At 67.1% G+C, this 22,607-nt stretch carries 21 protein-coding genes; 10 read left to right on the forward strand and 11 right to left on the reverse strand.

From position 1 onward, the window contains the following. Window positions 1-10: 10 nt before the first annotated feature. From FCE95_RS16575 to FCE95_RS16585, 3 genes are all read left to right on the forward strand, one after another. On the forward strand, window positions 11-640 hold the full coding sequence (locus tag FCE95_RS16575; RefSeq protein WP_137268139.1) for a CoA transferase subunit B: 630 nt from the start codon (window positions 11-13) through the stop codon (window positions 638-640). Window positions 641-665: 25 nt separating this feature from the next. Further along, the gene (gene galE / locus FCE95_RS16580) at window positions 666-1,640 is read left to right on the forward strand and encodes a UDP-glucose 4-epimerase GalE (protein WP_137268140.1); all 975 of its coding nucleotides are present in this window, start codon (window positions 666-668) and stop codon (window positions 1,638-1,640) included. Window positions 1,641-1,759: 119 nt separating this feature from the next. Next, entirely contained in the window at window positions 1,760-3,226 is a 1,467-nt protein-coding gene (locus FCE95_RS16585; RefSeq protein WP_189644814.1) for a reprolysin-like metallopeptidase, read from the forward strand. A 30-nt stretch (window positions 3,227-3,256) separates the two neighbouring features. Here FCE95_RS16585 and FCE95_RS16590 read toward each other — a convergent pair whose 3' ends face one another. Next, entirely contained in the window at window positions 3,257-4,888 is a 1,632-nt protein-coding gene (locus FCE95_RS16590) for an electron transfer flavoprotein-ubiquinone oxidoreductase (RefSeq protein WP_137268142.1), read from the reverse strand. 270 nt (window positions 4,889-5,158) lie between these two features. Between FCE95_RS16590 and FCE95_RS16595 the strand changes: the two genes are divergently transcribed. Then, window positions 5,159-5,743: an alpha-ketoglutarate-dependent dioxygenase AlkB family protein gene (locus FCE95_RS16595; protein ID WP_137268252.1), complete on the forward strand. Its 585-nt coding sequence runs from the start codon at window positions 5,159-5,161 to the stop codon at window positions 5,741-5,743. Between the two features lie 33 nt (window positions 5,744-5,776). Here FCE95_RS16595 and FCE95_RS16600 read toward each other — a convergent pair whose 3' ends face one another. The 4 genes from FCE95_RS16600 to FCE95_RS16615 form a co-directional block, all read right to left on the reverse strand. Then, window positions 5,777-6,388 carry an ABC-type transport auxiliary lipoprotein family protein gene (locus FCE95_RS16600; protein ID WP_223266955.1) on the reverse strand — a complete coding sequence of 204 codons (612 nt, stop codon included), beginning with the start codon at window positions 6,386-6,388 and terminating at the stop codon, window positions 5,777-5,779. A gap of 71 nt (window positions 6,389-6,459) precedes the next feature. Next, complete coding sequence (locus FCE95_RS16605) at window positions 6,460-7,386, reverse strand: MlaD family protein (RefSeq protein ID WP_137268144.1); 927 nt, start codon at window positions 7,384-7,386, stop codon at window positions 6,460-6,462. Between the two features lies 1 nt (window position 7,387). Then, window positions 7,388-8,215 (reverse strand): ABC transporter ATP-binding protein, encoded by an 828-nt coding sequence (locus FCE95_RS16610; protein WP_425481315.1) that lies wholly within the window; start codon window positions 8,213-8,215, stop codon window positions 7,388-7,390. Then, complete coding sequence (locus FCE95_RS16615; RefSeq protein WP_137268145.1) at window positions 8,209-9,330, reverse strand: MlaE family ABC transporter permease; 1,122 nt, start codon at window positions 9,328-9,330, stop codon at window positions 8,209-8,211. The genes FCE95_RS16610 and FCE95_RS16615 overlap by 7 nt, the downstream gene beginning before the upstream one ends. 116 nt (window positions 9,331-9,446) lie before the next feature. Between FCE95_RS16615 and FCE95_RS16620 the strand changes: the two genes are divergently transcribed. After that, window positions 9,447-10,694: a threonine/serine exporter family protein gene (locus tag FCE95_RS16620; protein ID WP_223266943.1), complete on the forward strand. Its 1,248-nt coding sequence runs from the start codon at window positions 9,447-9,449 to the stop codon at window positions 10,692-10,694. A gap of 43 nt (window positions 10,695-10,737) precedes the next feature. Here the strand turns inward: FCE95_RS16620 and FCE95_RS16625 are convergent, their stop codons facing one another. The 3 genes from FCE95_RS16625 to FCE95_RS16635 all read right to left on the reverse strand — a co-directional run bounded on the left by FCE95_RS16625 (window position 10,738) and on the right by FCE95_RS16635 (window position 13,265). Beyond that, the gene (locus FCE95_RS16625; RefSeq protein ID WP_137268147.1) at window positions 10,738-12,432 is read right to left on the reverse strand and encodes a proline--tRNA ligase; all 1,695 of its coding nucleotides are present in this window, start codon (window positions 12,430-12,432) and stop codon (window positions 10,738-10,740) included. Window positions 12,433-12,586: 154 nt separating this feature from the next. Continuing rightward, window positions 12,587-12,862, reverse strand: a complete 276-nt coding sequence (locus FCE95_RS16630) for a DUF4124 domain-containing protein (RefSeq protein ID WP_137268148.1) — start codon at window positions 12,860-12,862, stop codon at window positions 12,587-12,589. Window positions 12,863-12,872: 10 nt separating this feature from the next. After that, window positions 12,873-13,265: a DUF4124 domain-containing protein gene (locus tag FCE95_RS16635; RefSeq protein ID WP_189644815.1), complete on the reverse strand. Its 393-nt coding sequence runs from the start codon at window positions 13,263-13,265 to the stop codon at window positions 12,873-12,875. 107 nt (window positions 13,266-13,372) lie between these two features. On the opposite strand from FCE95_RS16635, the gene pssA reads away from it, so the two are divergent. Genes pssA through rimI form a run of 3 tightly spaced genes read left to right on the forward strand, consistent with a single transcriptional unit; the run spans window position 13,373 to window position 14,891 of the window. Further along, window positions 13,373-14,146: a CDP-diacylglycerol--serine O-phosphatidyltransferase gene (gene pssA, locus FCE95_RS16640; protein WP_137268150.1), complete on the forward strand. Its 774-nt coding sequence runs from the start codon at window positions 13,373-13,375 to the stop codon at window positions 14,144-14,146. Then, entirely contained in the window at window positions 14,143-14,400 is a 258-nt protein-coding gene (locus FCE95_RS16645; protein ID WP_137268151.1) for a hypothetical protein, read from the forward strand. Before pssA ends, FCE95_RS16645 begins: the two co-directional genes overlap by 4 nt. Further along, a complete protein-coding gene (gene rimI / locus FCE95_RS16650; RefSeq protein WP_137268152.1) occupies window positions 14,397-14,891 on the forward strand; it encodes a ribosomal protein S18-alanine N-acetyltransferase in 495 nt (164 codons plus the stop codon). Before FCE95_RS16645 ends, rimI begins: the two co-directional genes overlap by 4 nt. Before the next feature lie 178 nt (window positions 14,892-15,069). On the opposite strand, the gene FCE95_RS16655 is transcribed toward rimI, so the two are convergent. From FCE95_RS16655 to FCE95_RS16665, 3 genes are all read right to left on the reverse strand, one after another. Continuing rightward, window positions 15,070-18,009 carry a valine--tRNA ligase gene (locus tag FCE95_RS16655; protein ID WP_137268153.1) on the reverse strand — a complete coding sequence of 980 codons (2,940 nt, stop codon included), beginning with the start codon at window positions 18,007-18,009 and terminating at the stop codon, window positions 15,070-15,072. A 148-nt stretch (window positions 18,010-18,157) separates the two neighbouring features. Continuing rightward, window positions 18,158-18,583, reverse strand: a complete 426-nt coding sequence (locus tag FCE95_RS16660; RefSeq protein WP_137268154.1) for a DNA polymerase III subunit chi — start codon at window positions 18,581-18,583, stop codon at window positions 18,158-18,160. Between the two features lie 78 nt (window positions 18,584-18,661). Then, the gene (locus tag FCE95_RS16665) at window positions 18,662-20,155 is read right to left on the reverse strand and encodes a leucyl aminopeptidase (RefSeq protein WP_137268155.1); all 1,494 of its coding nucleotides are present in this window, start codon (window positions 20,153-20,155) and stop codon (window positions 18,662-18,664) included. Window positions 20,156-20,389: 234 nt separating this feature from the next. Between FCE95_RS16665 and lptF the strand changes: the two genes are divergently transcribed. Together lptF and lptG are read left to right on the forward strand one after the other, a co-directional pair. Further along, the gene (gene lptF, locus FCE95_RS16670; RefSeq protein ID WP_137268156.1) at window positions 20,390-21,472 is read left to right on the forward strand and encodes an LPS export ABC transporter permease LptF; all 1,083 of its coding nucleotides are present in this window, start codon (window positions 20,390-20,392) and stop codon (window positions 21,470-21,472) included. After that, entirely contained in the window at window positions 21,469-22,572 is a 1,104-nt protein-coding gene (lptG, locus tag FCE95_RS16675) for an LPS export ABC transporter permease LptG (protein WP_137268157.1), read from the forward strand. The genes lptF and lptG overlap by 4 nt, the downstream gene beginning before the upstream one ends. The last annotated feature ends 35 nt before the right edge of the window (window positions 22,573-22,607 follow it).

Below are 22,607 nucleotides of genomic sequence, written 5' to 3' on the forward strand. Positions count from 1 at the left end.
AGGAACCGACATGCCCTGGACCCGCGATCAAATGGCGCAACGCGCCGCGCAGGAACTCACCGACGGCGCCTACGTCAACCTGGGCATCGGCCTGCCGACGCTGGTGGCCAATTTCATCCCCGACGGGATCGACGTGTGGCTGCAGTCCGAAAACGGGCTGCTCGGCATCGGCCCGTTCCCGACCGAAGCCGAAGTCGATCCGGACCTGATCAACGCCGGCAAGCAGACCGTCACCGCGCGCAAGGGCGCCAGCTATTTCGGCAGCCACGATTCGTTCGCGATGATCCGCGGCGGCCACATCGACCTGGCCATCCTCGGCGCGATGCAGGTCACCGACCAAGGCGATCTGGCCAATTGGATGGTCCCCGGCAAGATGGTCAAAGGCATGGGCGGCGCGATGGACCTGGTCGCCGGCGTCAAGCGCGTGGTCGTGCTGATGGAGCACACCGCCAAGAGCGGCGAGCACAAGATCCTGCCCGAATGCACGCTGCCGTTGACCGGCGTGGGCGTGGTCGACCGCATCATCACCGAGCTGGCGGTGATGGACGTGACCGAGCGCGGCTTGAAGCTGGTCGAAACCGCGCCGGGCGTGAGCGAACAGGAACTGCGCGAGAAGACCGGCGTGCCGTTCGCCGCCTGAAGCGCGCACGGACCCGGCGGCCGCCATGAAAATCCTGGTCTGCGGCGGGGCCGGCTACATCGGTTCGCATATGGTGCGGCGCCTGATCGCGGCCGGCCATGAGCCCGTGGTCTACGACAACCTTTCGACGGGACACGCAGAAGCGATCGGCGATGCGGCCTTCGTCCATGCCGATGTGCTCGACGCGAGCGCGTTGCGGCAGGTTTTCGCGGCGAACGCGTTCGATGCGGTCATGCATTTCTGCGCGCGTTCGCTGGTCGCCGAATCCGTCGCCGACCCTTACGCCTACTACTCGAACAACGTGGCCGGCACGCTGCAATTGCTGGCGGCGATGCGCGAGTCCGGCGTCGATAGGATCGTATTTTCTTCGACGGCCGCGGTATACGGGCAGCCGCACTCGGATTCGATCGACGAAAACCACCCGACGGCGCCGATCAATCCCTACGGCAGAAGCAAGCTGATGGCCGAAACGATCCTGGCCGACGCTGCGAACGCTTATGGGCTGCGCTCGGTGGCCTTGCGCTATTTCAACGCGGCCGGCGCCTCCGCGGACGCATCCCTCGGCGAATCGCACGAGCCCGAGACCCATCTGATCCCGAACGCGCTGCGTGCGGCCGCGGGTTCGGGACCGGGGCTGAAAGTGTTCGGCGACGACTATGCCACGCCCGACGGCAGCTGCGTGCGCGACTACGTGCATGTGGACGACATCGCCGACGCCCATTTGCTGGCGCTCGAACATTTGCGGAGTCGCGCCGGAAGCCACGTCTTCAACCTGGGCAGCGACCGCGGATTCAGCGTTTTCGAAGTCGTCGCGGCCGCGGCGGCGGCGGCCGGACGGGCGATCCCGTACGAGGTGGCGGGGCGCCGGCCCGGAGATCCTTCCCGATTGGTGGCCGACAGCGGCAAGGCGCGGCGCGAATTGGGGTGGCGGCCGCGGCATCCCGATATCGCCGGCATCGTCGACAGCGCCTGGCGTTGGCACCGTTCGCCGCAGTATTGAACAGCGCGGCGGGCGGCGGGCGCGAATGGCGCCCGTTCATGAATTTCCCTGCGTCGCGGCGTGATCGGCCGTCGGGTTTGGCCTTATGCTGTGACGCTCGATTGGCGCGGGGAATCGCCATGCGCAACTACGCCGCTGGTGCGGTGTTGCTGGGCCTGCTTGCAGGCTGCAGCGCCGACTGGAATTCCGCGGAGACGGCGGGAAAAGTCATCGCGTCGGCCAAGGCCAACAATACGGATCCGCGTTCGGCGAACTTCGCCACGCTTCCGGACCGCGGCGAGCTGTTGGCTTACGCGCCCGACTCCGCGATGCGTGCCGACCGGCGCGCGTACGAGGTGCGGCTGAGCGAAGCGCATGCGTTCAAGGCGGCGCGCGAAGGCGGCAGGATCGTCGTGCCAGGTCCCGATGGCGGGACCATGGTGTTCACCTATCGCCGCCACATCGAGCATGCGGACGGCAATTGGACCTGGATCGGACGCGACGCCGGCGGCGCCGACGCGGTGATCACTTTCGGCGAGAAGGCCGTCTTCGGCACGCTGCGGCAAAGCGACGGCGAAATCCTGCGCCTGACCACCCTCGCCGGGCGCGCCTGGCTGATGCGCGGCGATCGGATCGGCGCGATGGGCCCCCGCCGCAACGGGCGCAGCGACGCCTTGACGCCTCAGGACGAAGCCGCGGAAGCCGGCCGTTCGCAATCGGAATCGCCCGGCGCGCACAGCGCGATCACCATGGTGGCGGGCGACGGGCCCGCGGCAACGGTGGACGTGCTGCTCGGCTACACGGTCGGATATGCGCGCGCGCTGGGCGGCGAATCCGAAGCCGTCACCCGGCTCAACAATTTGATCGACGTCGCCAACCAGGCCTATGCCAACAGCGACGTGAACGCCCAGCTCCGACTGGTCGGCACGGTTGCGGTGGACTATCCCGATACGACCGCCAACGCCGACACCCTGAAGCGGCTGACCGGCTCGACCGAGCGCGCTTTCGCCGGCTTGCGCGCCGCGAGAGAATCCCATGCGGCCGACTTGGTCGCGTTGGTGCGCAGCTTCCGCGCGCCGCAGAACGAAGGCTGCGGCGCGGCTTGGCTCATCGGCGGCGGCGGTGCGGGCTTCGACGTATCGCGCGCACCCTACGGTTATGCGGTGGTCGGCGACGGTGCGGATATCGACGAAACCGACGATCTGTCCTATTTCTGCCGCGAAGAATCCTTGGCGCACGAATTCGGCCACAGCATGGGCCAGGCGCACGATCGCGATGACAGCCGACAAGCTGGCGTCCATGCCTACGCCTACGGCTATCGTGAGCCGTCGAATAACGGGTTTTACACCGTGATGGCCTATGCCTTGCCGGACGGCGATCAAATCGCGATTCCGTACTTCGCCAGCCCCCACGCCACCTACGAGGATCGGCCTACCGGGGTGATGAACGAAGCCGACAACGTCCGCAGCATGAATCAGACGATACCGATCGTGGCGGCGTTCCGGACCGGCGATTTGGACGGGGCCGCGGATCCGAGCGCGGCGCTCGCCGGCCAGGTGCGCGCGCCGATGCAGGATGCGGCGCCTGCCGTCCGCTCGACGGATTGATTTCGCGCGGCCGGCCATAGCGGCCGCGGCTCAAAGATTCTGGTAATTCGGTCCCGACCCGCCCTCGGGCGTGACCCAGTTGATGATCTCGTACGGATCCTTGATGTCGCAGGTCTTGCAGTGCACGCAGTTGGCGGCGTTGATCTGCAGGCGCTTGCCCGTGGCGTCCTCGACGATCTCGTAGACCGCGGCGGGGCAGAAGCGGGTGCAGGGGTTGCCGTATTCCTCGGCGCAGCGCGTCACGCAGATATTCGTGTCGGCGATGCGCAAATGCACGGGTTGGTCTTCGTCGTGCTCGGTGGCGGCGTAGTAGACGCCTTGCAAGCGATCGCGCGGTGCCAGGTCGCGCTGCACGTAATCGCGCTTGGGCTGTTCGTGTTCGCCCAGCTTGTCCAGCGCGGACCAGTCGGGCTTGTTCTTCAGCGTCCACGGCGACAAGCCCGCGGTGACGGTTTCCCAGGCCGCATTCAACAGGCCGAACCACAGCCCGCGCTTGAAGCCAGGCTTGACGTTGCGGACTTTGCGCAGTTCTTTCATCGCGTCGGACGCGCGCAATTTCGCGTCGAAGCCTTCCGGCGCGAGCCCGTTGGCCGCCAGATGCTCGGCCGCGAGCATGCCGCTGCGGATCGCCTGGTGCGTGCCCTTGATCTTGGGCACGTTGAGCAGGCCGGCGGTGTCGCCGATCAGCAGCGCGCCGGGCATCTCGGTCTTAGGCAGCGATTGGAAACCGCCGGTAACGATCGCGCGCGCGCCGGCGGAAAGGATGCTGCCGCCTTCCAGCAGCGCCTTCACCTGCGGATGGTTCTTCCACTGCTGGAACGCTTCCCACGGCTTGTAGTCGGGGTCCTGGTAATCCAGGCCGCTGACGTAGCCGAGCGCAATGCGGTCCTTATCCAAGTGGTAGAGGAAGCTGCCGCCGTACACATGATTGTCGGCGGGCCAGCCGAAGCTGTGCACGATCTTGCCCGGCGACACGCGCCCGGCCGGCACCTGCCACAGCTCCTTGATGCCGATCGAATAGCCCTGCGGATCGCTGTCCTTATCTAGGCCGAAACGCTTGATCAAGCGTTTGGTCAGATGGCCGCGCGCGCCTTCGGCGAGGACGACGACCTTAGCGCGGATGTCGATGCCGGCGGTGTAGCCGGGCTTGTGCGACCCGTCCTTGGCCACGCCCATGTCGCCGATCCGCACGCCGACGACTTTGCCATCGTCGTCGTGCAGCGTTTCGGCGGCGGCGAAGCCCGGATAGATCTCCACGCCCAGCGCTTCGGCCTGCGGCGCCAGCCAGGCGCACAGCGCGCCGAGGCTGACGATGAAGTTGCCTTTGTTGTGCATGCCCGGCGGCACTGGCAGCTTGCGGCCGCCGTCCTTGCTGAGCAGCCAGAATTCGTCGTCGGTAGCCGGCACGCAGATCGGCGGCGGCGCCTCGCGCCAGCCGGGCAGCAGCGCGTCCAACGGCTCGGGCTCGATCACCGCGCCGGACAGGATGTGGGCGCCGATGGCGGCGCCTTTCTCGATCACGCAGACCGAAATATCCGGATTGAGCTGCTTGAGCCGGATCGCGAACGACAGCCCGGCCGGGCCGGCGCCGACGGCGACCACGTCGTACTCCATCACGTCGCGTTCGACGGCTTCGGCCGCCGCGGATCGGGTTTCGCTCATGCTGGCTGCCTGGCTTGCATCGGCAGGGATTGTCGCGTTTTTGCGCCCGGGCGGGCAAATCCGGGGCCTTCCGGCCCGCTGCGGCTTCGTAGAGCGGGCTGTTTTGGCCTTTGCTCGTGTAGAGCGGAGCTTGCTCCGCTGCTTTGGTTTCTACGAGAGCTACTGTAAGAGCAGCGGAGCAAGCTTCGCTCTACACAAGCAATGAAGCAGCGGGCAAGCCCCGCTCTACAAAGCGCGGTCGAGACGCGCTAGGGTCGCGGGATGCCTTCGATGCCGCTCGCCTTGCCCGGCGCCCAACTCACTTTCGATCCGCATTGGCTGGACGCGGCCGCGGCGCGGTCGCTGTTCGACGCGCTGATGTTACAGGTGCCGTGGGAAACCCATCGCATCCGCATCTACGGCCGTCTGGTCGACTCGCCGCGGCTGAGTTGCTGGATCGGCGATCCGGACGCGGTCTACACCTTTTCCGGCACCCGTTTCGTTCCGCACGATTGGCCCGCGGCGCTGCGTCCGGTGCGCGAGCGGCTGAATCGCGAACTCGGCGCGGATTTCAACAGCGTGCTCGCCAATCTCTACCGCAACGGCGCGGATTCGATGGGTTGGCATAGCGACAGCGAAGCCGAATTGGGTCCGCAGCCGTTCATCGCGTCGTTGAGCTTGGGCGCCACCCGGCGTTTCGCGCTGAAGAATCGCCGCGATCCGGAGAGGAAGCTCGCGCTGGATCTGGCGCCGGGCAGCTTGCTGACGATGGCCGGCGATACGCAGACGAATTACCGCCACGCCTTGCCGCGCACCGCCAAGCCGGTCGGGGCGCGGATCAACCTGACCTTCAGGCGGATCCTCGCGCCGCGCTAGCCTAACGGGTGCGGCAAAAGCCGCATCAAACTGCTAACGGGCATTGCCGTCGTTATGTACGCGGATATGCGCTTCGCCCGTGGTCAGCGCCCAGCCGTCTATCTCGCGCGCGATCTGCGCCAGCGCCGGCTCGAAGGCCGCGGCGGCGTCCTGCACCGACGGGCTCGCCGCCGTCTGCCGGGCGAGGAAGGTGCGCGAGGAGACGATCTGCTGATCGAGGCTGTGCAGCAGCTTGGCATTCACTTCGATCGTCGCGGCCGGCGCCGCGCCGCCGGCGTAGTCCGCTTCGAAGCGGCGCAAATCCATCACCAGCTTGAAGTCGGCCGCGACGCCGCTGCCCTGGCGCGCGACCGCGGCGATCTTGCCGGAGTCCTCCAGGCCGCGCAGCACCGCGTCTTCCAGCATGTCGGTCGGCGTCTTGGCCCAGCTGGCGCCCTTGTACACCTGGATTTCGCCCGGCGTCGGGCGCACGGCGATGCGCAGCGTGTCGCTCATCCGCGCCGCGGTCGCCGGGGCGATGCCCAATTGCCACGTCACCGTCGGCCAGGCCGGATCGGCCTGGATGCGCGGATCCGGCGCATAGATGCTGGCGCGGTCGCGCTCGGAACCGCCGCCGAGGATCGAACAGGCGCTTAGCGACAGCATCGTCAGCGCCAGCGCGGCCGCACCGACGGCGCGTTTGCCGAATCCCGAACCCCGAATCTCGAATCTCGCGTTCATTTCGGTTCGAACTCCTTGGGCGCGTCGCGGCCGAGCAGATAGCGCGCGGGATTGTTGTCCAAGCGATCGCTCACCCGGCGCAGGTCGCGGATCAGCGAACGCAATTCGCCCAGGGTCGGGCCCAGTTGCGACAGGCCGTCGTTGGCGAAGCTGCTGATCGCGGTGCGGTTCTCGCTGACGATGTTGTTGGCGCCGTTCGCGGCCGAGTCGAGTTTGGTCAGCGTGCTGTCGAGTTTGGCGATCAGGCCGGGCAGCTTCTGCACGAGCTCGCGGTCGACGTCGCCGACGGCGCGATCGGTGGTCGCCAGCGTCTTCGACAGCTGGTCGCTGGCCTCGCGCGCGTTGGCGATGATGGCGCGCAAGTCCTCGCGTTGGCCGGCGATCGAGCCGGTCAGCGATTCGATATGCGCCAACGTGTCGGAAATGCGCTTGACGTTCTCCTCGCTCAACACCTTGTCCATCCGTTCGACCAGCCGGTTGGCGGTGTCGGCGATGTTCTGCAGGGCCGAAGGCTGGGTGCGGATCACCGGCACTTCGCGTCCCGGCGTCGCGCGCAGCGCCGGACTGCGCGGATCGCCGCCGGTGAGCTGGATGATCGGGCTGCCGGTCAGGCTGGTCATCGACAGCTTGGCGGTGGTGTCGGTCTTCACCGGCGCGTCGGCTTGCAACTTGAGCCTCGCGATCACTTGGCGCGGATCGTTCGGCGCCAGCTTCAGGCTCTGCACCGTGCCGATAGCGATGCCGTTGTACTGCACGCTGCTGCCTTCGGTGAGTCCGGTGACCGGCTCGTTGAAGATCACGTCGTACTCGCGGAAGCTCTTTTCCGACGAGTATTTCGCCGCCCACAGGGCGAACAGGAGGCCGAAGATCGCCACCGCGATGGTGAAAGCGCCGATCAGCACGTAGTTGGCTTTGGTTTCCATGTCAGATCGCCTGTGTCTGCGGTGCGCGGCCTTCGCGCTCGCGCGCATCCTGCGCGGCGCGGGCGCGCGGGCCGTGGAAATACTCGTGCGCCCAAGGGTGGTCCAGTTTTTCGATCTCCGCCATCGGCGCCACCGCGATCACCTTGCGGTCGGCCAGGACCGCGATCCGGTCGCAGATAGCGTATAGCGTGTCGAGATCGTGTGTGATCAGGAACACGGTCAGGCCCAGCGCCTCCTGCAGGGTCTTGATCAGCTGGTCGAACGCGGCCGCGCCGATCGGGTCCAAGCCGGCGGTGGGTTCGTCCAGGAACAGCAGCGGCGGGTCCAGCGCCAGCGCGCGGGCCAGGCCGGCGCGCTTGCGCATGCCGCCGGAGAGCTGCGAAGGCAGCTTGTCGAGCGCATCGGCCGGCAGGCCGGACAGCTTCACCTTCAGCAGCGCCAATTCGTAGCGCAGCGAATCGGGCAAATGCGGGTAGTACTCCTTCAGCGGCACCTGCACGTTCTCGCCGACGGTGAGCGAGGAAAACAAGGCGCCGTCCTGGAACAGCACGCCGGTGTTGCGTTCGATATGGCGGCGGTCGTGCGGATCTTCCGACCGCGCGTCCACGCCCAGCACTTCGATGCGGCCTTCGTCGGGCCGGCGCAGCGCCAGGATCGAGCGCATCAGCACCGACTTGCCGGTGCCCGAGCCGCCGACCACGCCCAGGATTTCGCCGCGCCGCACGTCCAGGTCCAGGCCTTCGTGCACGATCTGCTCGCCGAAGCGGTTGGCCAGGCCGCGCACGGATACGATGATCTCGTCGTCGGCGCGCTCGTGCTCCGTCACCAGCCCATCTCCATGAACCAGATCGCGGCGATCGCGTCGAGCACGATCACCAGCGAGATCGTCTGCACCACGCTGGAGGTCGTGCGTTCGCCCACCGACTGCGCGGTGCCTTTCACCTGCAGGCCTTCCAGGCAGCCGATCAGGGCGATCAGCATGGCGAAGATCGGCGCTTTCGACAGCCCGACCAGCATGTGCCGCATCTCGAAGGTGTCCTGCATCCGCGCCAGGTACGCCGGCGGCGGGATGTCCAGGTTGAAGGCGCCGACGCTGAGGCCGCCGGCCAGGCCGGACACCATCGCGATGAAGGTCAGCAGCGGCAGCATGATCAGCAGCGCGATCACCCGCGGCAGCACCAGCAAGTCGACCGGGTCCAGGCCCAAGGTGCGGATCGCGTCGACTTCCTCGCGGCTGACCATCGCGCCGATCTGCGCGGTGAACGCGCTGGCGGTGCGGCCGGCCAGGATGATCGCGGTCAGGAGCACGCCGAATTCGCGCAGGAAGGCGATGCTGACCAGTTCGACCACGAAGATCGTCGCGCCGAAGTCGGCCAGGATGTTGGCGCCCAGGAACGCGATCACCGCGCCGACCAGATAGGACAGCAGGATCACCAGCGGCACCGCATCCAGGCCGACCTGTTCCATGTGGAAGACAGTCGCGGTCAAACGGAACCGGTGCGGCTCCTTCAGCATCCGCAGCAGCTTGGACAGGTTTTCGCCGAGGAAACTGATCAGGGCGACGATCTCGTTCCAATTGTCCTGCACTGCCATGCCCAAACGCGCGAGAGCGGCGTTGAAGCCGTAGTCGCGCTTCCTGCGCGGACGGTCGTCGGCGACGTCCTCGATGGTGGTGACTAGGGCTTGGTGGTCGGCGCGGAATTCGATCGCGTCGTACTCCAAGCCGCGCCGGCGCAGGAAGCGCAGCAACAGCAGCACGCCGGCCGAATCGAGCCGATCGATGTGGCGGGCGTCGATGCTGCGGGCGTCTTCCGGCGCGCCGCGCAGGGCCTCGGCGATGTGCTGGGCGAAGCGCAGCGTCCAGCGGCCGCGCAAGCGCAAGCGGCGGCCGTCGCTCTCGTCGACGGCGATCTGCGGTTCCGCATTGGCGGAGGGTCCGGCCATGGCGGCGGCAGTTTCCCATGCCCAGCGTGAACGCGGCTATCCACCGGCGCCGGCGGGGCTGCGCGCGCGACGACCGGCGTGCGATCCTTGGCGGCCTTCGGTTCCGGGCCTGCCGCGTGTCGATTTTTTCTCCCGCCAGCGAACGCTATGCCGCACGCGTCCAGTTCGTGGTCGATTTGGCCGCGCATCTGCACCGCTACGGCACTACGGCGCAGCGGCTGGAAGCCGCGGTGGTGGCGGTGGCGCAGCGCCTGCGACTGGATTGCGAACCCTGGTCCAACCCCACCGGCATGATCCTGTCGTTCAGCGACCCGACGCGTCCGCCGGGAGAAACCGACACGACCCGGGTCGTTCGCCTGGCGCCGGGTCAGAACGATCTGTACAAACTGTGCGAGGCCGATCGCATCGCCGAAGAGGTGATGGATGGCCGGCTGGATATCGCCGGCGGTCAGGCGGCGCTGGAAAAACTGCACCGCCAGCCCAGCGCGCGCTGGCGGGCCATGCAGGTCTTCGCCTTCGGCTTGGCCGCGGCCGCGGTCGGCGGCCTGCTGCAATTGCCGTGGCTGGACATCGCCACCGCCGGCCTTGCGGGACTCTGCATCGGCTTGCTCGAACAGTGGTCCGAATCGCGGCCGCGGATGAGGGAGGCCAGCGATGCGGTCGCGGCGATGCTGGCCAGCGGGATCGTGATCCTCGTGGCCGCGTTCGTGGGGCCGTTGAACCTCAACACCACGATCATCGCGGCGCTGATCGTGCTGTTGCCGGGCCTGGCGCTGACCAATGCGATCAACGAACTCGCCAGCCAGCATCTGGTCTCCGGCACCGCTCGCTTCGCCGGCGCGTTGATGACGGTGATGAAGCTCACGGTGGGTTCGGTGATCGCGCTGACGGTGGCGCAGCTGTTGGGCATCGAGCCGCAGGTGCGCAGTTTGCGGCCGCAACCGGTATGGGTCGAAGCGGGCGCGCTGGTGTTGGCGGCGTACGCGTTCGCGCTGCTGTTTCGGGCGCACCGGCGAGACTACTGGCTGGTGATGCTGGCCGCCGCGTCGGGCTATCTCATTTCGCGCTTCGCCGGCGACTACTGGGGCAGCCCGGTGGGCATCTTCCTGGCGGCGCTGACGCTGACCGCCGCGGGCAACGCTTATGCGCGCTGGGGCCAGCGCCCGGGCGCGCTGATCCGGGTGCCGGGCATCATCATGCTGGTGCCGGGAAGTGCGAGTTTGCGCGGCGTGCTCACCCTGATCCAGCAGCAGGATTTCGCGGTGGGGCAGGCGGCGATGATGGCGGTGATCAACATTTTGTTGGCGTTGATCGCGGGGTTGCTGATCGGCAATCTGCTCGTGCCGGCGCGGCGGAATCTTTAAAGCCCTCTCCCGAAATGGGAGAGGGACAAAGCATGCTTCGACCTTAGCCGGAAAGCTTCGCGAACAAGGTTTCGCGATCTAGATTGTCCGATTCGCTAGCATTGCGCGCTCGATATTCGAAAGTCCCAGCGGCCAGTCCGCGTTCGGACACCACCACGCGGTGGGGGATGCCGATCAGTTCGATGTCGGCGAACATCGCGCCCGGGCGCAGGCCGCGGTCGTCGAGCACCGCTTCATGGCCGGTGGCGTTCAAGTCCGCGTACAGCGATTCCGCGGCGGCGGCCACGTCCGCGTCGTTCTTCGGGTTGATCACGCACACCGCGACTTTCCACGGCGCCATCGCTTCGGGCCAGAGGATGCCGGCCGCGTCGTGGTTCTGCTCGATCGCCGCCGCCACGATCCGGCTCACGCCGATGCCGTAGCAGCCCATCGACATCACCGCCGCCTTGCCGTTCTCGTCCAGCACGGTCGCGTCCATCGCTTCGGCGTATTTGCGGCCGAGCTGGAACACGTGGCCGACTTCGATGCCGCGCGCCAAGCGCAGTTCGCCGCCGTCGATAGCGCGGTCGCCTTCGACCACGTTACGGATGTCGGCCACCAGCGCCGCTTCGGGCAGGTCGCGGCCCCAATTGACGCCGGCGAGGTGGAAGCCGGCCTCGTTCGCGCCGACCACGAAATCGGCCATCGCCGCGACGTCGCGGTCGGCGACGACACGGATCGCTTTTTTCGCGCCGATCGGACCGAGGAAGCCGGGCTCGCTGCCGAGGTGTTCTAGGATTTCGGCTTCGGTCGCCAAACGATAATCGCCCAGGCCCGGCACCTTGCCGAGCTTGATTTCGTTGACAGCGTGGTCGCCCCGCACCAGCGCCAGCACGAAACCATCGTCGGTCGTCACCGCGACCGACTTGACGGTGCGCGCCAGCGGAATGCCGAGCAGCGCGGCCACGTCTTCGCAGGTCTTCTGCGTCGGCGTGTCGACCTTGCGCATAGCCTCGCTCGCGGCCGGGCGCGCACCCGGCGCCGCGGCCTGCGCGGCCTCGACGTTGGCTGCATAGTCCGAGCCGGTGGAGAACACGATCGAGTCTTCGCCCGAATCGGCCAGCACGTGGAATTCCTGCGAGGCGTCGCCGCCGATCGCGCCGCTGTCGGCCTGCACCGCGCGGAAGCGCAAGCCGAGCCGCTCGAAGATGCGGCTGTAGGCGGCGTGCATGTTGCGGTATTCGCGTTCCAGGTCCGCCTCGGTCAGGTGGAACGAGTACGCGTCCTTCATCAGGAATTCGCGCGCGCGCATCACCCCGAAGCGCGGACGGATCTCGTCGCGGAACTTGGTCTGGATCTGGTAGAAGTTCACCGGCAGCTGCTTGTAGCTGGACAGCTCGTCGCGGGCGAAATCAGTGATCACTTCTTCCGCGGTCGGCGCGTAGCAGTACTCGGCTTCCTTGCGGTCCTTGATCTTCAGCAGCTGGCCGCCGAACTTCTCCCAGCGCCCGGTTTCCTCCCACAGCTCGCGCGGCTGCACGGTCGGCATCAGCACTTCGATCGCGCCGGCGCGGTCCATTTCCTCGCGGACGATGCGCTCGACCTTGCGCAGCACGCGCAGGCCCAGCGGCGACCAGGTGTACAGGCCGGCGGCCAGCTTGCGCAGCATGCCGGCGCGCAGCATCAGCTGGTGGCTGACGATCTCGGCGTCGGCCGGGGTTTCCTTGGTGGTGTGCAGGTGGAATCGCGACAGGCGCATGGCAACGGTATCTGGAGCAGGGCCTGGCATTGTGCCATGCAGCAACCGGATCGCTGGAACTCTGGGAAGACCGTAGCTCGGGTAAGCGCAGCGCAACCGGACACGTCGCGACGTGTTTCCCTGGGTGCGCTGCGCTTACCCGGGCTACCAGTCGCTACTGCTTGTCGCCGTCGACCCGGATGCCGTCCTGCGGACGCATGTCGATCTTGCGGTATTTGCGGCCTTTCGGCGGCTTGTCGGTCAAGTGGACCACGCCGTCGGCGTCGGTCCAGCGGTACAGCACGGGCTTGGCGTCTTCGGCCATCGCCGCGGCGGCGCGTTCGGCGCGTGCTTGCTTGCGCGCGGCCTGCTCGGGCGTTTCGCGCGACAACCACCAGGCCAGGCCGATGCCGACGGCCAGACCGGCAGCGAGGGCCCAGGCGAGCCGCATCGGCTGCGGATCAGGGTTTGGCGGCCGGCGCCGCGCAGTTCGCTTTCAGCGTCGCTTCGGCCAGGGCGGTCTGGTTGGCCCGGTCTTCGGCCGACAAGGCCTTGTCCGGCTTGCCATCGCCATCGCTGTCCATCTTCACCTCGGCCTTGCCGCCGAGCAGGGCGAGGTTGGCGCGGGCAGTGGTGCATTGCGGGTCTTCGGCCGCCTGCGTCGTCTTGGCGGCGGCGGCCAGGCTGGCGCCCTGGGTGTTGACCGCGCGCACTTTGTAGTCGCCCTTCGGCGGCGGCGTGCTGGAGTATTGGGTGACGCCGTTGGCGTCCTTCCACTGGTAAGCCGCCTTGGTTTGCGCCGACGCGGCGGCGGCGGCCAGGCACAGGGCGATTCCGATGGCCAGACGTAGCATCGCAGGCTCCTGCGGCGGGACAGGGCGCGATTGCAGCATCGCCGCCGGGCGGGCGCAAGTCGCGCCGTCACAAGTCCGGCAAGCGGCCGAGCGGATACACTGCGTTCATGACCGATGCCCCATCGCCGCGACCGCGCTCGCGCACCATCTACCTGCTGCCGAACCTGTTCACCACCGGCGGCCTGTTCGCCGGCTTTTTCGCCATCATCGCCGCCTCCCAGGGCCGGTTCGAAGCGGCTTGCGTGGCGATTTTCGTCGCCGCGATCCTGGACGGCGTGGACGGCCGGGTCGCCCGGCTCACCAACACGCAAAGCGAATTCGGCGTGCAGTACGACTCTCTGGCCGACCTGGTCAGCTTCGGCATGGCGCCGGCGCTGGTCATGTACCACTGGGCGCTGGCCTCGCTGAAGCTGGACGGCGTGACCGCGGGACGCATCGGCTGGCTGGCGGCCTTCCTCTACGCCGCTTGCGCCGCTTTGCGCTTGGCCCGGTTCAATAGCCAGGTGGCGCAGGTCGACAAGCGCTGGTTCATCGGCCTGGCCAGCCCCGCCGCCGCCGGCCTGATGGCCAGTTTCGTCTGGACCTGCCACGACCTCGGCTGGGTGGGCGAGGATTTGCGTTACGCCGCGATCGCGGTATCGGTGATCGCCGGCCTGCTGATGGTCAGCCGCCTGCGCTACAACAGCTTCAAGGGCAGCGGCAGCGGGCCGAAGTCCGATCGCGTGCCGTTCTTCGCATTGTTGATCGCGGTGGTGGTGCTGATCGCGTTGTGGATCGACCCGCCCAAGACGTTGTTGGCCGCAGCGACGCTGTACGCGCTGTCGGGTCCTGCGTTCTGGTTCAAGCGCCGGCGGATCGCGTCGGTGGAGCCGGCGCCGTGAGTTGGGATGCGTTCCAGCGCGAAGTGCTCGATGCGCTCGGCCACAGCGTCTATCGCTTGGCCGATGCCGAACCGGCCGCCGTTCCCGACGCGGCGGCTCTGACGCCGCTGCAGCGCGCGGTGCTGCGCGCCGCCGGCCGCCGCGATCCGGACGCGTCGCTGCTGGCCGCGACGCAAACATTGCGCGCGAATCCGACCGCCAAGCGCGCGCTGTGGCCGCGTTTGCGCGCGCTGCGGCGCGGAGAGGCCGGATGAGCGCGGTCGCGGTCGATGCCGAACGCGACGCCGGCGGCGCCACCGCGCTGCGGCCGATGCGCGAGGACGATCTGGACGAAGTCATCGCGATCGAACAGCGCGCCTATCCGTTCCCATGGACGCGCGGCATCCTGCGCGACTGCCTGCGCGCCGACTATCCGGCCTGGGTGCTGATCCAGCGCGATCGCATCATCGGCTACGGCGTGCTCAGCATCGCCGCCGACGAAGCGCATATCCTCAACATCTGCACCGCGCCGGAAGCGCAAGGCCGCGGCCACGGCCGCCGCCTGTTGCGCGCCTTGCTGCAGATCGCCCGCGGCCGCGGCGTGCGCCGCATGTTCCTGGAAGTGCGGCCGTCCAATCCGTACGCGATCGCGCTGTACCACGACGAAGGCTTCAACGAGATCGGCCGCCGGCCGCGCTACTACCCGGCCAAGGACGGGCGCGAGGATGCGTTGGTGATGGCGATCGAGTTGTTTCCGGAAGAGTAGGCGGTCCCGAACGCCGCTGCTTTCGCTTTTGTAGAGCGGAGCTCGCTCCGCTGCTCTTGCCGTCGAGAGCGAGATTTGCCTCGCCGCTCTGGCGATCCCTCGGTAAGGGCGACAAAAAAACAGCGGGGCAAGCCCCGTTCTACAAAACCGAACAGCGGAGCAAGCTCCGCTCTACGAATCAGAGGCGGGCGCGCTGCGCGACCAGGGCTTCGAGCTGCGCGGTCCAGTCCGTCAAGCGTTGGCGTTCTTGTTCGACGACCGCGGCCGGCGCGTTGTTGACGAAGGTTTCGCTGGCCAGCTTGCCTTCGGACTTCGCCTTCTCGGCGCCGACGCGCTTGATCTCCTTGTCCAGTCGTACGCGTTCGGCGTCCATGTCGACCAGGCCTTCCAGCGGCACGAACAATTTCAGTTCGCCGACCAAGGCGGGCGCGGCCGGCGGCGGATCGGCGGAAATGGATTCGATCGCTTCCAGGCGATTCAGGAATTTCAGCTGCGAGCCGAAACGTTCGACCCGGGCGGCATCGTTCGCGCCGCCGCCCTGCAGCAGCAGCTTGATCGTCTTCGCGGGCGAAACGCCGAGTTCGCTGCGGATCCGGCGCAACGCGGAGACCATTTGCTTCAGCCATTCGATGTCGGCTTCGGCTTGGGCGAAATCCTGGCCGGCGAAGTCGGCGGCTTGCGGATAATCGCGCAACGAGACGGTGCTGCCGTCGATGCCTATTTTCGGCGCGACCTGGCGCCACAATTCTTCCGTCACGAACGGAATCAGCGGATGCAGCAGGCGCAACAGCGCTTCGAGCACGTAAAGCAAGGTGTGCCGAGCGCTGTCCGCGGCCGCCGCGTCGTCGCCTTGCAAGGCGGGTTTGGCGAGTTCGACGAACCAGTCGCAGAACTCGTTCCAGGCGAATTCGTACAGCGCCTGCGCCAGCAGGTCGAATCGATAGCTGGCGAAATGCGCTTCGGCTTCGGCGCAAACTTTGGAAAGGCGGGCGAGGATCCAGCGCTCGGCATCGGTCTTGGGCTGCGGCGCGCCGGAGGCCTGGAAGCCTTCGGTGTTCATCAGCGCGAACCGGGTCGCGTTCCACAGCTTGTTGCAGAAGTTCTTGTAGCCTTCGGCGCGGCCCAGGTCGAACTTGATGTCGCGGCCGGGGCCGGCCAGCGCGGTCATGGTGAAGCGCAGCGCGTCTGCGCCGTGCGCGGCGATGCCGTTCGGGAATTCCTTGCGGGTGGCCTTCTCGATCTTCTCGGCCATCTTCGGCTGCATCAGGCCGGTGGTGCGCTTGGCAACCAGATCGTCGAGCGAAATGCCGTCGATGATGTCCAGCGGGTCCAGGATATTGCCCTTGGACTTGGACATTTTCTGTCCATCCTTGTCGCGCACCAATCCGGTGATGTAGACGTCCTTGAACGGAATTTCTCCGATCAGCGCGTCGGTCATCATGATCATCCGCGCGACCCAGAAGAAGATGATGTCGAAGCCGGTGACCAGCACGCTGGTGGGCAGGAACTCGTCGAACCCGCGTTCGCGCATGGCCGTGGCGTCGGGCCAGCCCATGGTCGAGAACGGGAACATGGCCGAGGAGAACCAGGTTTCGAGCACGTCGCCGTCTTGGCGCAATGCCGCGCCCGCAGGCGCCTTCGCGCGCGCATCGCTTTCGCTGCGCGCGACGTAGACGTTGCCCGCCTCGTCGAACCACGCCGGAATGCGATGGCCCCACCACAGCTGGCGGCTGATGGTCCAATCCTGGATGTTCTCCAGCCAGTGGCGATAAGTGCTGATCCAGTTCGGCGGAACGAACTTCACTTCGCCGGACTCGACGAGCTGCAAGCCGCGCTTGGCCAGGTGGTCCATCTTCACGAACCACTGGTCGGTGAGGAAGGGTTCGATCACCTGGCCGCTGCGGTCGCCGAAGGGCTGCATGATCGGCTTCGAGTCCACCACCGGCGCGCCTTCGGCGTCGGTCACGGCCAGGCCTTCGGCGGTGATCGCGGCGATCACCTTGGCGCGCGCCTCGTAGCGATCCAGGCCGCGCAATTCGTCGGGCACCAGGTTCACCGCGGACACGTCGCCGACGTCCTCGCCGCGCGCCGCGCGTCCGGCGACGGCGGCGCTGTCTTCGTACGGCAGGCCGTCCGTGCGCATCCGCGCTTGTTCGTCCATCAGCGCGTAGAGCGGGATGCCGTGGCGCTTGGCGACTTGGTAATCGTTGAAATCGTGCGCGCCGGTGATCTTCACCGCGCCCGAGCCGAATTCCGGATCGGGGTAGTCGTCGACGATGATCGGGATCAGGCGCCGATGCCGCTTCGGACCGACCGGAATCTCGCACAGCTTGCCGACGATGGGCGCGTAGCGCGCGTCGGAAGGATGCACTGCCACGGCGCCGTCCCCGAGCATGGTTTCGGGGCGGGTGGTAGCGATGGAGATGTAGTCGCGCGTTTCGCGCAGCGTTACGTTGCCGTCGGCGTCGCGTTCGACGTATTCGTAGGTTTCGCCGCCGGCCAATGGATATTTGAAGTGCCACATATGGCCGGGCACTTCGCGGTTCTCGACTTCCAAGTCGGAAATCGCGGTCTTCAGCACCGGGTCCCAGTTCACCAGGCGCTTGCCGCGGTAGATCAGGCCGCGTTCGTAGAGGCGCACGAAGGCTTCGGCGACCGCGTCGGCCGCCATCGGGTCCATCGTGAACACGCTGCGCGACCAGTCGCCCGACGTGCCCAGGCGCCGCATCTGGCGTTCGATGGTGTCGCCCGATTGCGCCTTCCACTCCCAGACCTTTTCGATGAACTTCTCGCGGCCCAGCGAATCGCGCGTTTCGCCTTTGCCTTCGGCGGCGAGGTTGCGGCCGACCACCATTTCGGTGGCGATGCCGGCATGGTCGGTGCCCATCTGCCACAAAGTGCGGTAGCCGCGCATGCGGTGGTAGCGGATCAGCGCGTCCTGCAGGGTGTGCTGGAAGGCGTGGCCCATATGCAGCGTGCCGGTGACGTTCGGCGGCGGGAGCAGGATGGCGTAGGTCGGTCCGTCGCCTTGCGGCTCGAACACGCCGCCGCTTTCCCACTCGGCGTAGAGGCGGGTTTCGAAGGTTTTGGGTTCGTAGCCGGAGCTGAGGGTCGTCATCTTTTCTTTCGCTCGTCATTCCGGCGTAAGCCGGAATCCAGTGCCTTTGACTTTATAGCCGTCATTCCCGCGAAGGCGGGAATCCAGTGACTTTGGGCTCTCGGCCGCCAGGCCCTCACCCAACCCTCTCCCGCAAGCGGGAGAGGGCTTACATGTCGTGCTTGTTCACTTCCAGCCCGCGCGCCTTGTACTGCGTCCAACGCTCCCGCAGCGGCCCGCGCGCCGACTCGTCCGCCGGCACGACTTCGAGCACGCGCTCGAAGCCGCCTTCCACCGCGCCGTCGCGCAGGTTGATCACCAGCGGCCGCAGCGGCGCGTCGGTCTCGGGCGAAGCGATCAGCACCGGCGTCAATTCGTCCTCGTCGTCGGTGCCGGCGATCTGGTGCGGGATGTAGGCGTCGTCGTCGAACGCCCACAGCAATTCGTCCAGTTCTTCGGCCTGCGCGGCGTTGCGCGCCAGCACCAGGGTCCACAGGTTCGCGTCGTAGGCCTTGCGCGCGAGTTCGCACACCAGGCGCAGCGGCTCGGCTTTGAAGCGGTCCTTGGCGATCAGGTAGAAATCGGCGCGGGGCATGGGGGGACAGGAACTAGTGGTTAGGAACTAGGAACTAGTGAGGACGCGTTGCTTTCTCTAGTTCCTAGTTTCTCTTTACTAGTTTCTCGCTCCTCCCGCCCGATCCATCAGCCACTGCGACAGCAATCCGACCGGCCGTCCCGTCGCCATGCCGCGCTTGCCGTCGTCGTTGGCCACGCCGGCGATGTCCAGATGCGCCCAGCGTTGGCCTTCGGCGAAGCGCGCCAGGAAGCAGCCGGCGGTGATCGCGCCGGCCCAGCGGCCGCCGATGTTGTAGACGTCGGCGAAGCTGGAATCCAGCAGGGTCTGGTATTCGTCCCACAGCGGCAGGCGCCAGGCGCGGTCGAACACGTTCTCGCCGGCGTCGAGCAGTTCGCCCGACAGGTCGTCGTGCTTGCTCATCAGGCCGGCGGCGTATTTGCCCAGCGCGACGACGCAAGCGCCGGTCAGCGTGGCCACGTCGATCAGCGCCTGCGGTTCGAAGCGCTGCGCGTAAGTCAGCGCGTCGCACAGGATCAAGCGGCCCTCGGCATCGGTGTTGCCGACTTCGATGGTCTTGCCCGACATCGACGTGAGCACGTCGCTGGGGCGGTAGCTGTTGCCGTCGGGCATGTTCTCCACCGCCGGCACGATCGCCACCAAATTGATCGGCAACCGCAGGCCGACCGCCGACACGAACGCGCCCATCACGGTGGCCGCGCCGCACATGTCGTACTTCATCTCCTCGATGCCGCCTTGCACCTTCAGATTGATGCCGCCGGTGTCGAAGGTGATGCCCTTGCCGACCAGCACGAAGGGCTTGGCGTCGCCCCCGTTGTTCCACTTCAGCACGATGAGCTTGGGCGGATTGGCCGAGCCTTGCGACACGGCCAGCAGCGAGCCCATGCCCAGCGCCTGCATCTGTTCGCGGTCCAGCACTTCGCATTCGGCCCGATCAAAACGCTCGGCGAAGGATTGCGCCTGCTGGGCGAGATAAGCCGGGTTGCAGACGTTCGGCGGCAGGTTGCCGAGCTCGCGAGCGAACGCGACGCCGGCGGCGATGGCCTTGCCGTGCGCCAGCGCTTGCGCGTCGTCGCCGGCGATCGCCAGCTTCTTCAGTCCGGAGTCGTCCTTCTTCGCCTTGTTCGCGTCGCCGAGGGTCGCGGTGTAGCGATAAGTCGCGTGGCTGGCGGCGATCGCGGCCTGGCGGATGTTCCAGGCCGAGTCGCGGCCGAGCACGTCGACTTCGGAGATCGTGAACAGCGCGTCGTCGGCCGCCCCGGCCTTGAGCGCGCGGGCGGCGTCGCCGACCGCCTTCAAGTACTGCGGCACGCCGAACTTGGCCGCTTCGCCCAGGCCGACCACCAGCACGCGCGGCGCGGTCACGCCGGGCAAGTCGTGGAGCAGGGCGGTCTTGCCGGTCTTGCCGGAGATGTCGCCGCGTTCGATCAGGGCGGTCAGGCGGCCGCCGCTGGCGGCGTTCAGCGCCTGCGCGGCGGGGGTGAGCGTATTGTCGGCATAGGCGCCGACCACCACGCAGCCGGTCTGCGCGGTCGCAGCGGCGTCGCGGTTCAGTTCCAATTCGAGGGTCATCAAACAGATTCCGTCAGTGATTCCGTACAATCGTTCGGCGTTTCCGGCGGCTTGCGCCCGGCTGGGCCGACGAGAACGTTCGAGTTTATCAGGGCGGGCCGCCCTGAGACGGCGCGAGCGGCCGTTGCGCCGCCGGAAGAACGCGTAAACGCCTGATCCGGCAGGAAGCCCCACCGGTTCCGGCCCGCCACCGAAAACGGGCCGGATGCCCGTCCCTCCGCCCAACGAGCGCCGATGCCCCAACTGGACCGCTATCTGTTCCGCGAGTTCGCCCAGTCCATCTTCGCGGCGTTGGTGGTGCTGATGATGGTCAGCCTGGGCGGCATCTTCGCCGACGTGCTGGGCGACATCGCCCGCGGCAAGCTGCCGGCGGTGATGATGCTCTCGCAGCTCGGCTTGCAGGTCGTGAAGTGGATGCCGCTGATCCTGCCCCTGGCCTTGATGCTGGGCTTGCTGCTCTCGCTGGGGCGGATGTACCGCGACTCGGAGATGCCGGTGCTGGCCGCGGTCGGCGTGGGGCCCAAGCGCCTGATGCGTCCGCTGCTGCTGGCCGGCGCGCCGGTGCTGGCGGTGATCGCCTCCTGCTCGTTGTGGCTGGGCCCCTGGGCCGACCGCTATTCGCACAAGATGGTCGAAGAGGCGAACCGCAGCCTGCTGCTCGTCGGCATGGAACCCGGGCGCTTCACCGAATTGCCGGGCGGCGGCGGCATCGTCTACCTCGGCAGCATGTCGTCGGACGGCACGCGCTTCAGCCGGATCTTCGTCTACCGCCAGCACAACGACCGGATGGACGTGACCACGGCCAACCACGGCGGCCTGTCGTTGCAGGGCGACCGCGAACGCTATCTGCGCTTGGAAGACGGCTTCCAGGTGGAAGGGCCGGTCGGCGCCGGCCTCGATTACCGGATGATGCGCTACGCCGGCAACGAACTGCGCATGCCCGATCGCGACGACACCCGCGACGAAGAAGATCCCGAATTGATGCCGACCCTGGACCTGTTCGGCGACGAGCGCCGGGATGCGCATGCGCAGATCCATTGGCGGATCGCGCCGCCGCTGATGGCTTTCGCGCTGATGCTGCTGGCGGTGCCGCTGGCGCGCAGTTCGCCGCGGCAGGCGCGTTACGGACGCATCGCGATCGGCTTCCTCGGCTACATGGTCAGCGTCAACTTGATGATGCTGGGCACGCGCTGGTTGGCGGACGGCAAGCTGCCGATGTTCCTGGGCTTGTGGTGGCTGCTGCTGCCGGTGCTGGTGCTGGCGGTGTGGCTGTACTCGCGCGACGGCCGCTTCTGGCGCAAGAGGCGCCCGGCATGAGACCGTTCCCCAAACTGCACGATCTGTACATCGGCCGGGTGGTGCTGAGCACGGTGCTGCTTACCTGGATGGTGCTGCTGGGCCTGGATTTCATCCTCGGCGGCCTGGTGCCGCAGATCAGCGATCTGGGCAAGGGCGACTACGACTTCTTCACCGCGCTGACCACGGTGAGCTACACCTTGCCGCGCCGCGCCTACACCTTGTTTCCGACCGCGGCGGTGATCGGTTCGCTGATGGGCTTGGGCCAGCTTGCGGCCAGTTCCGAACTCACCGCGCTGCGCGCGCTGGGCCTGTCGCGGCGGCGCCTTAGCATGGCCGTGGCGCTATCGCTGGCGCTGCTGACCGCGCTGATGGTGCTCAACGGCGAAACCTTGGCGCCGTGGGCGCAGCGGCGCGCGGATGCGGTCAAGGCTTCGGCGAAATCCAAAGACCTGATCGTGGCCCAGTACACCGGCTTGTGGGCGCGCGAGGGCGATATTTTCCTCAATGCACAGACCGGGCAGGAACGCAGCGATGGCGACGATCGCTGGCTCGAATTGCGCGACGTGCGTTTGTACGAGTTTTCCAAGGAAGGCCGGCTGCAGTCGCTGGCGCATGCCGCGGTCGCCGAGCACCGTCCCGGCGGTTGGCTGCTGCGCGATGTCGAACGCACGCGTTTCGAAGCCAAATCGGTGGTCCGCACCCAAGTCCCGGAAGAACGCTGGGAGTCCAAGCTCGACGACTCGGCGCTGGCCGCCAGCGTGGCCAGGCCGCGCTATCTGAGTTCGGCTTCGTTGCGCGAGAGCATCAATTACCGCAAGCGCAACGGTTTGGACGCCAGCGAGTTCGAGCAGCACTATTGGTCGCGCTGGTTCTATCCGCTGAACGTGCTGGCGCTGTGCCTGGCGGCGATCCCGTTCGCCTTCGGCACCTTGCGCAGCGGCGGCCTGGGCAAGCGCCTGTTCGTCGGCATCGTGTTCGCGCTGGGATTCTGGATGCTGCAGGAACAGTTCGTGCAATTGGCCGGCGTGTTCAAGTTCGACTTCCGGCTCGCTTATTTGCTGCCGTCGGTGGTGATGCTGGCGATATCGGCTTATCTGTTCCGGCGCCGTTCGGGCTGATTTGTGCGGCACCGCTTCTTGTAGAGTCGAGCCGG

Origin of the sequence: Luteimonas gilva (genome assembly GCF_005239095.1) — a bacterium.
GTDB classification, from domain to species: domain Bacteria; phylum Pseudomonadota; class Gammaproteobacteria; order Xanthomonadales; family Xanthomonadaceae; genus Luteimonas_C; species Luteimonas_C gilva.

Coding starts and splice junctions, on each gene's coding strand:
- galE (WP_137268140.1), top strand. CDS start 666: ATGAAAATCCTGGTCTGCGGCGGGGCCGGCTACATCGGTTCGCATATG.
- FCE95_RS16590 (WP_137268142.1), bottom strand. CDS start 4,888: ATGAGCGAAACCCGATCCGCGGCGGCCGAAGCCGTCGAACGCGACGTG.
- FCE95_RS16635 (WP_189644815.1), bottom strand. CDS start 13,265: ATGCTACGTCTGGCCATCGGAATCGCCCTGTGCCTGGCCGCCGCCGCC.
- FCE95_RS16605 (WP_137268144.1), bottom strand. CDS start 7,386: ATGGAAACCAAAGCCAACTACGTGCTGATCGGCGCTTTCACCATCGCG.
- FCE95_RS16600 (WP_223266955.1), bottom strand. CDS start 6,388: ATGCTGTCGCTAAGCGCCTGTTCGATCCTCGGCGGCGGTTCCGAGCGC.
- FCE95_RS16665 (WP_137268155.1), bottom strand. CDS start 20,155: ATGACCCTCGAATTGGAACTGAACCGCGACGCCGCTGCGACCGCGCAG.
- FCE95_RS16625 (WP_137268147.1), bottom strand. CDS start 12,432: ATGCGCCTGTCGCGATTCCACCTGCACACCACCAAGGAAACCCCGGCC.
- lptF (WP_137268156.1), top strand. CDS start 20,390: ATGCCCCAACTGGACCGCTATCTGTTCCGCGAGTTCGCCCAGTCCATC.
- FCE95_RS16660 (WP_137268154.1), bottom strand. CDS start 18,583: ATGCCCCGCGCCGATTTCTACCTGATCGCCAAGGACCGCTTCAAAGCC.
- FCE95_RS16575 (WP_137268139.1), top strand. CDS start 11: ATGCCCTGGACCCGCGATCAAATGGCGCAACGCGCCGCGCAGGAACTC.
- FCE95_RS16585 (WP_189644814.1), top strand. CDS start 1,760: ATGCGCAACTACGCCGCTGGTGCGGTGTTGCTGGGCCTGCTTGCAGGC.
- FCE95_RS16595 (WP_137268252.1), top strand. CDS start 5,159: ATGCCGCTCGCCTTGCCCGGCGCCCAACTCACTTTCGATCCGCATTGG.
- lptG (WP_137268157.1), top strand. CDS start 21,469: ATGAGACCGTTCCCCAAACTGCACGATCTGTACATCGGCCGGGTGGTG.
- FCE95_RS16655 (WP_137268153.1), bottom strand. CDS start 18,009: ATGACGACCCTCAGCTCCGGCTACGAACCCAAAACCTTCGAAACCCGC.
- FCE95_RS16630 (WP_137268148.1), bottom strand. CDS start 12,862: ATGCGGCTCGCCTGGGCCCTCGCTGCCGGTCTGGCCGTCGGCATCGGC.
- pssA (WP_137268150.1), top strand. CDS start 13,373: ATGACCGATGCCCCATCGCCGCGACCGCGCTCGCGCACCATCTACCTG.
- FCE95_RS16615 (WP_137268145.1), bottom strand. CDS start 9,330: ATGGCCGGACCCTCCGCCAATGCGGAACCGCAGATCGCCGTCGACGAG.
- rimI (WP_137268152.1), top strand. CDS start 14,397: ATGAGCGCGGTCGCGGTCGATGCCGAACGCGACGCCGGCGGCGCCACC.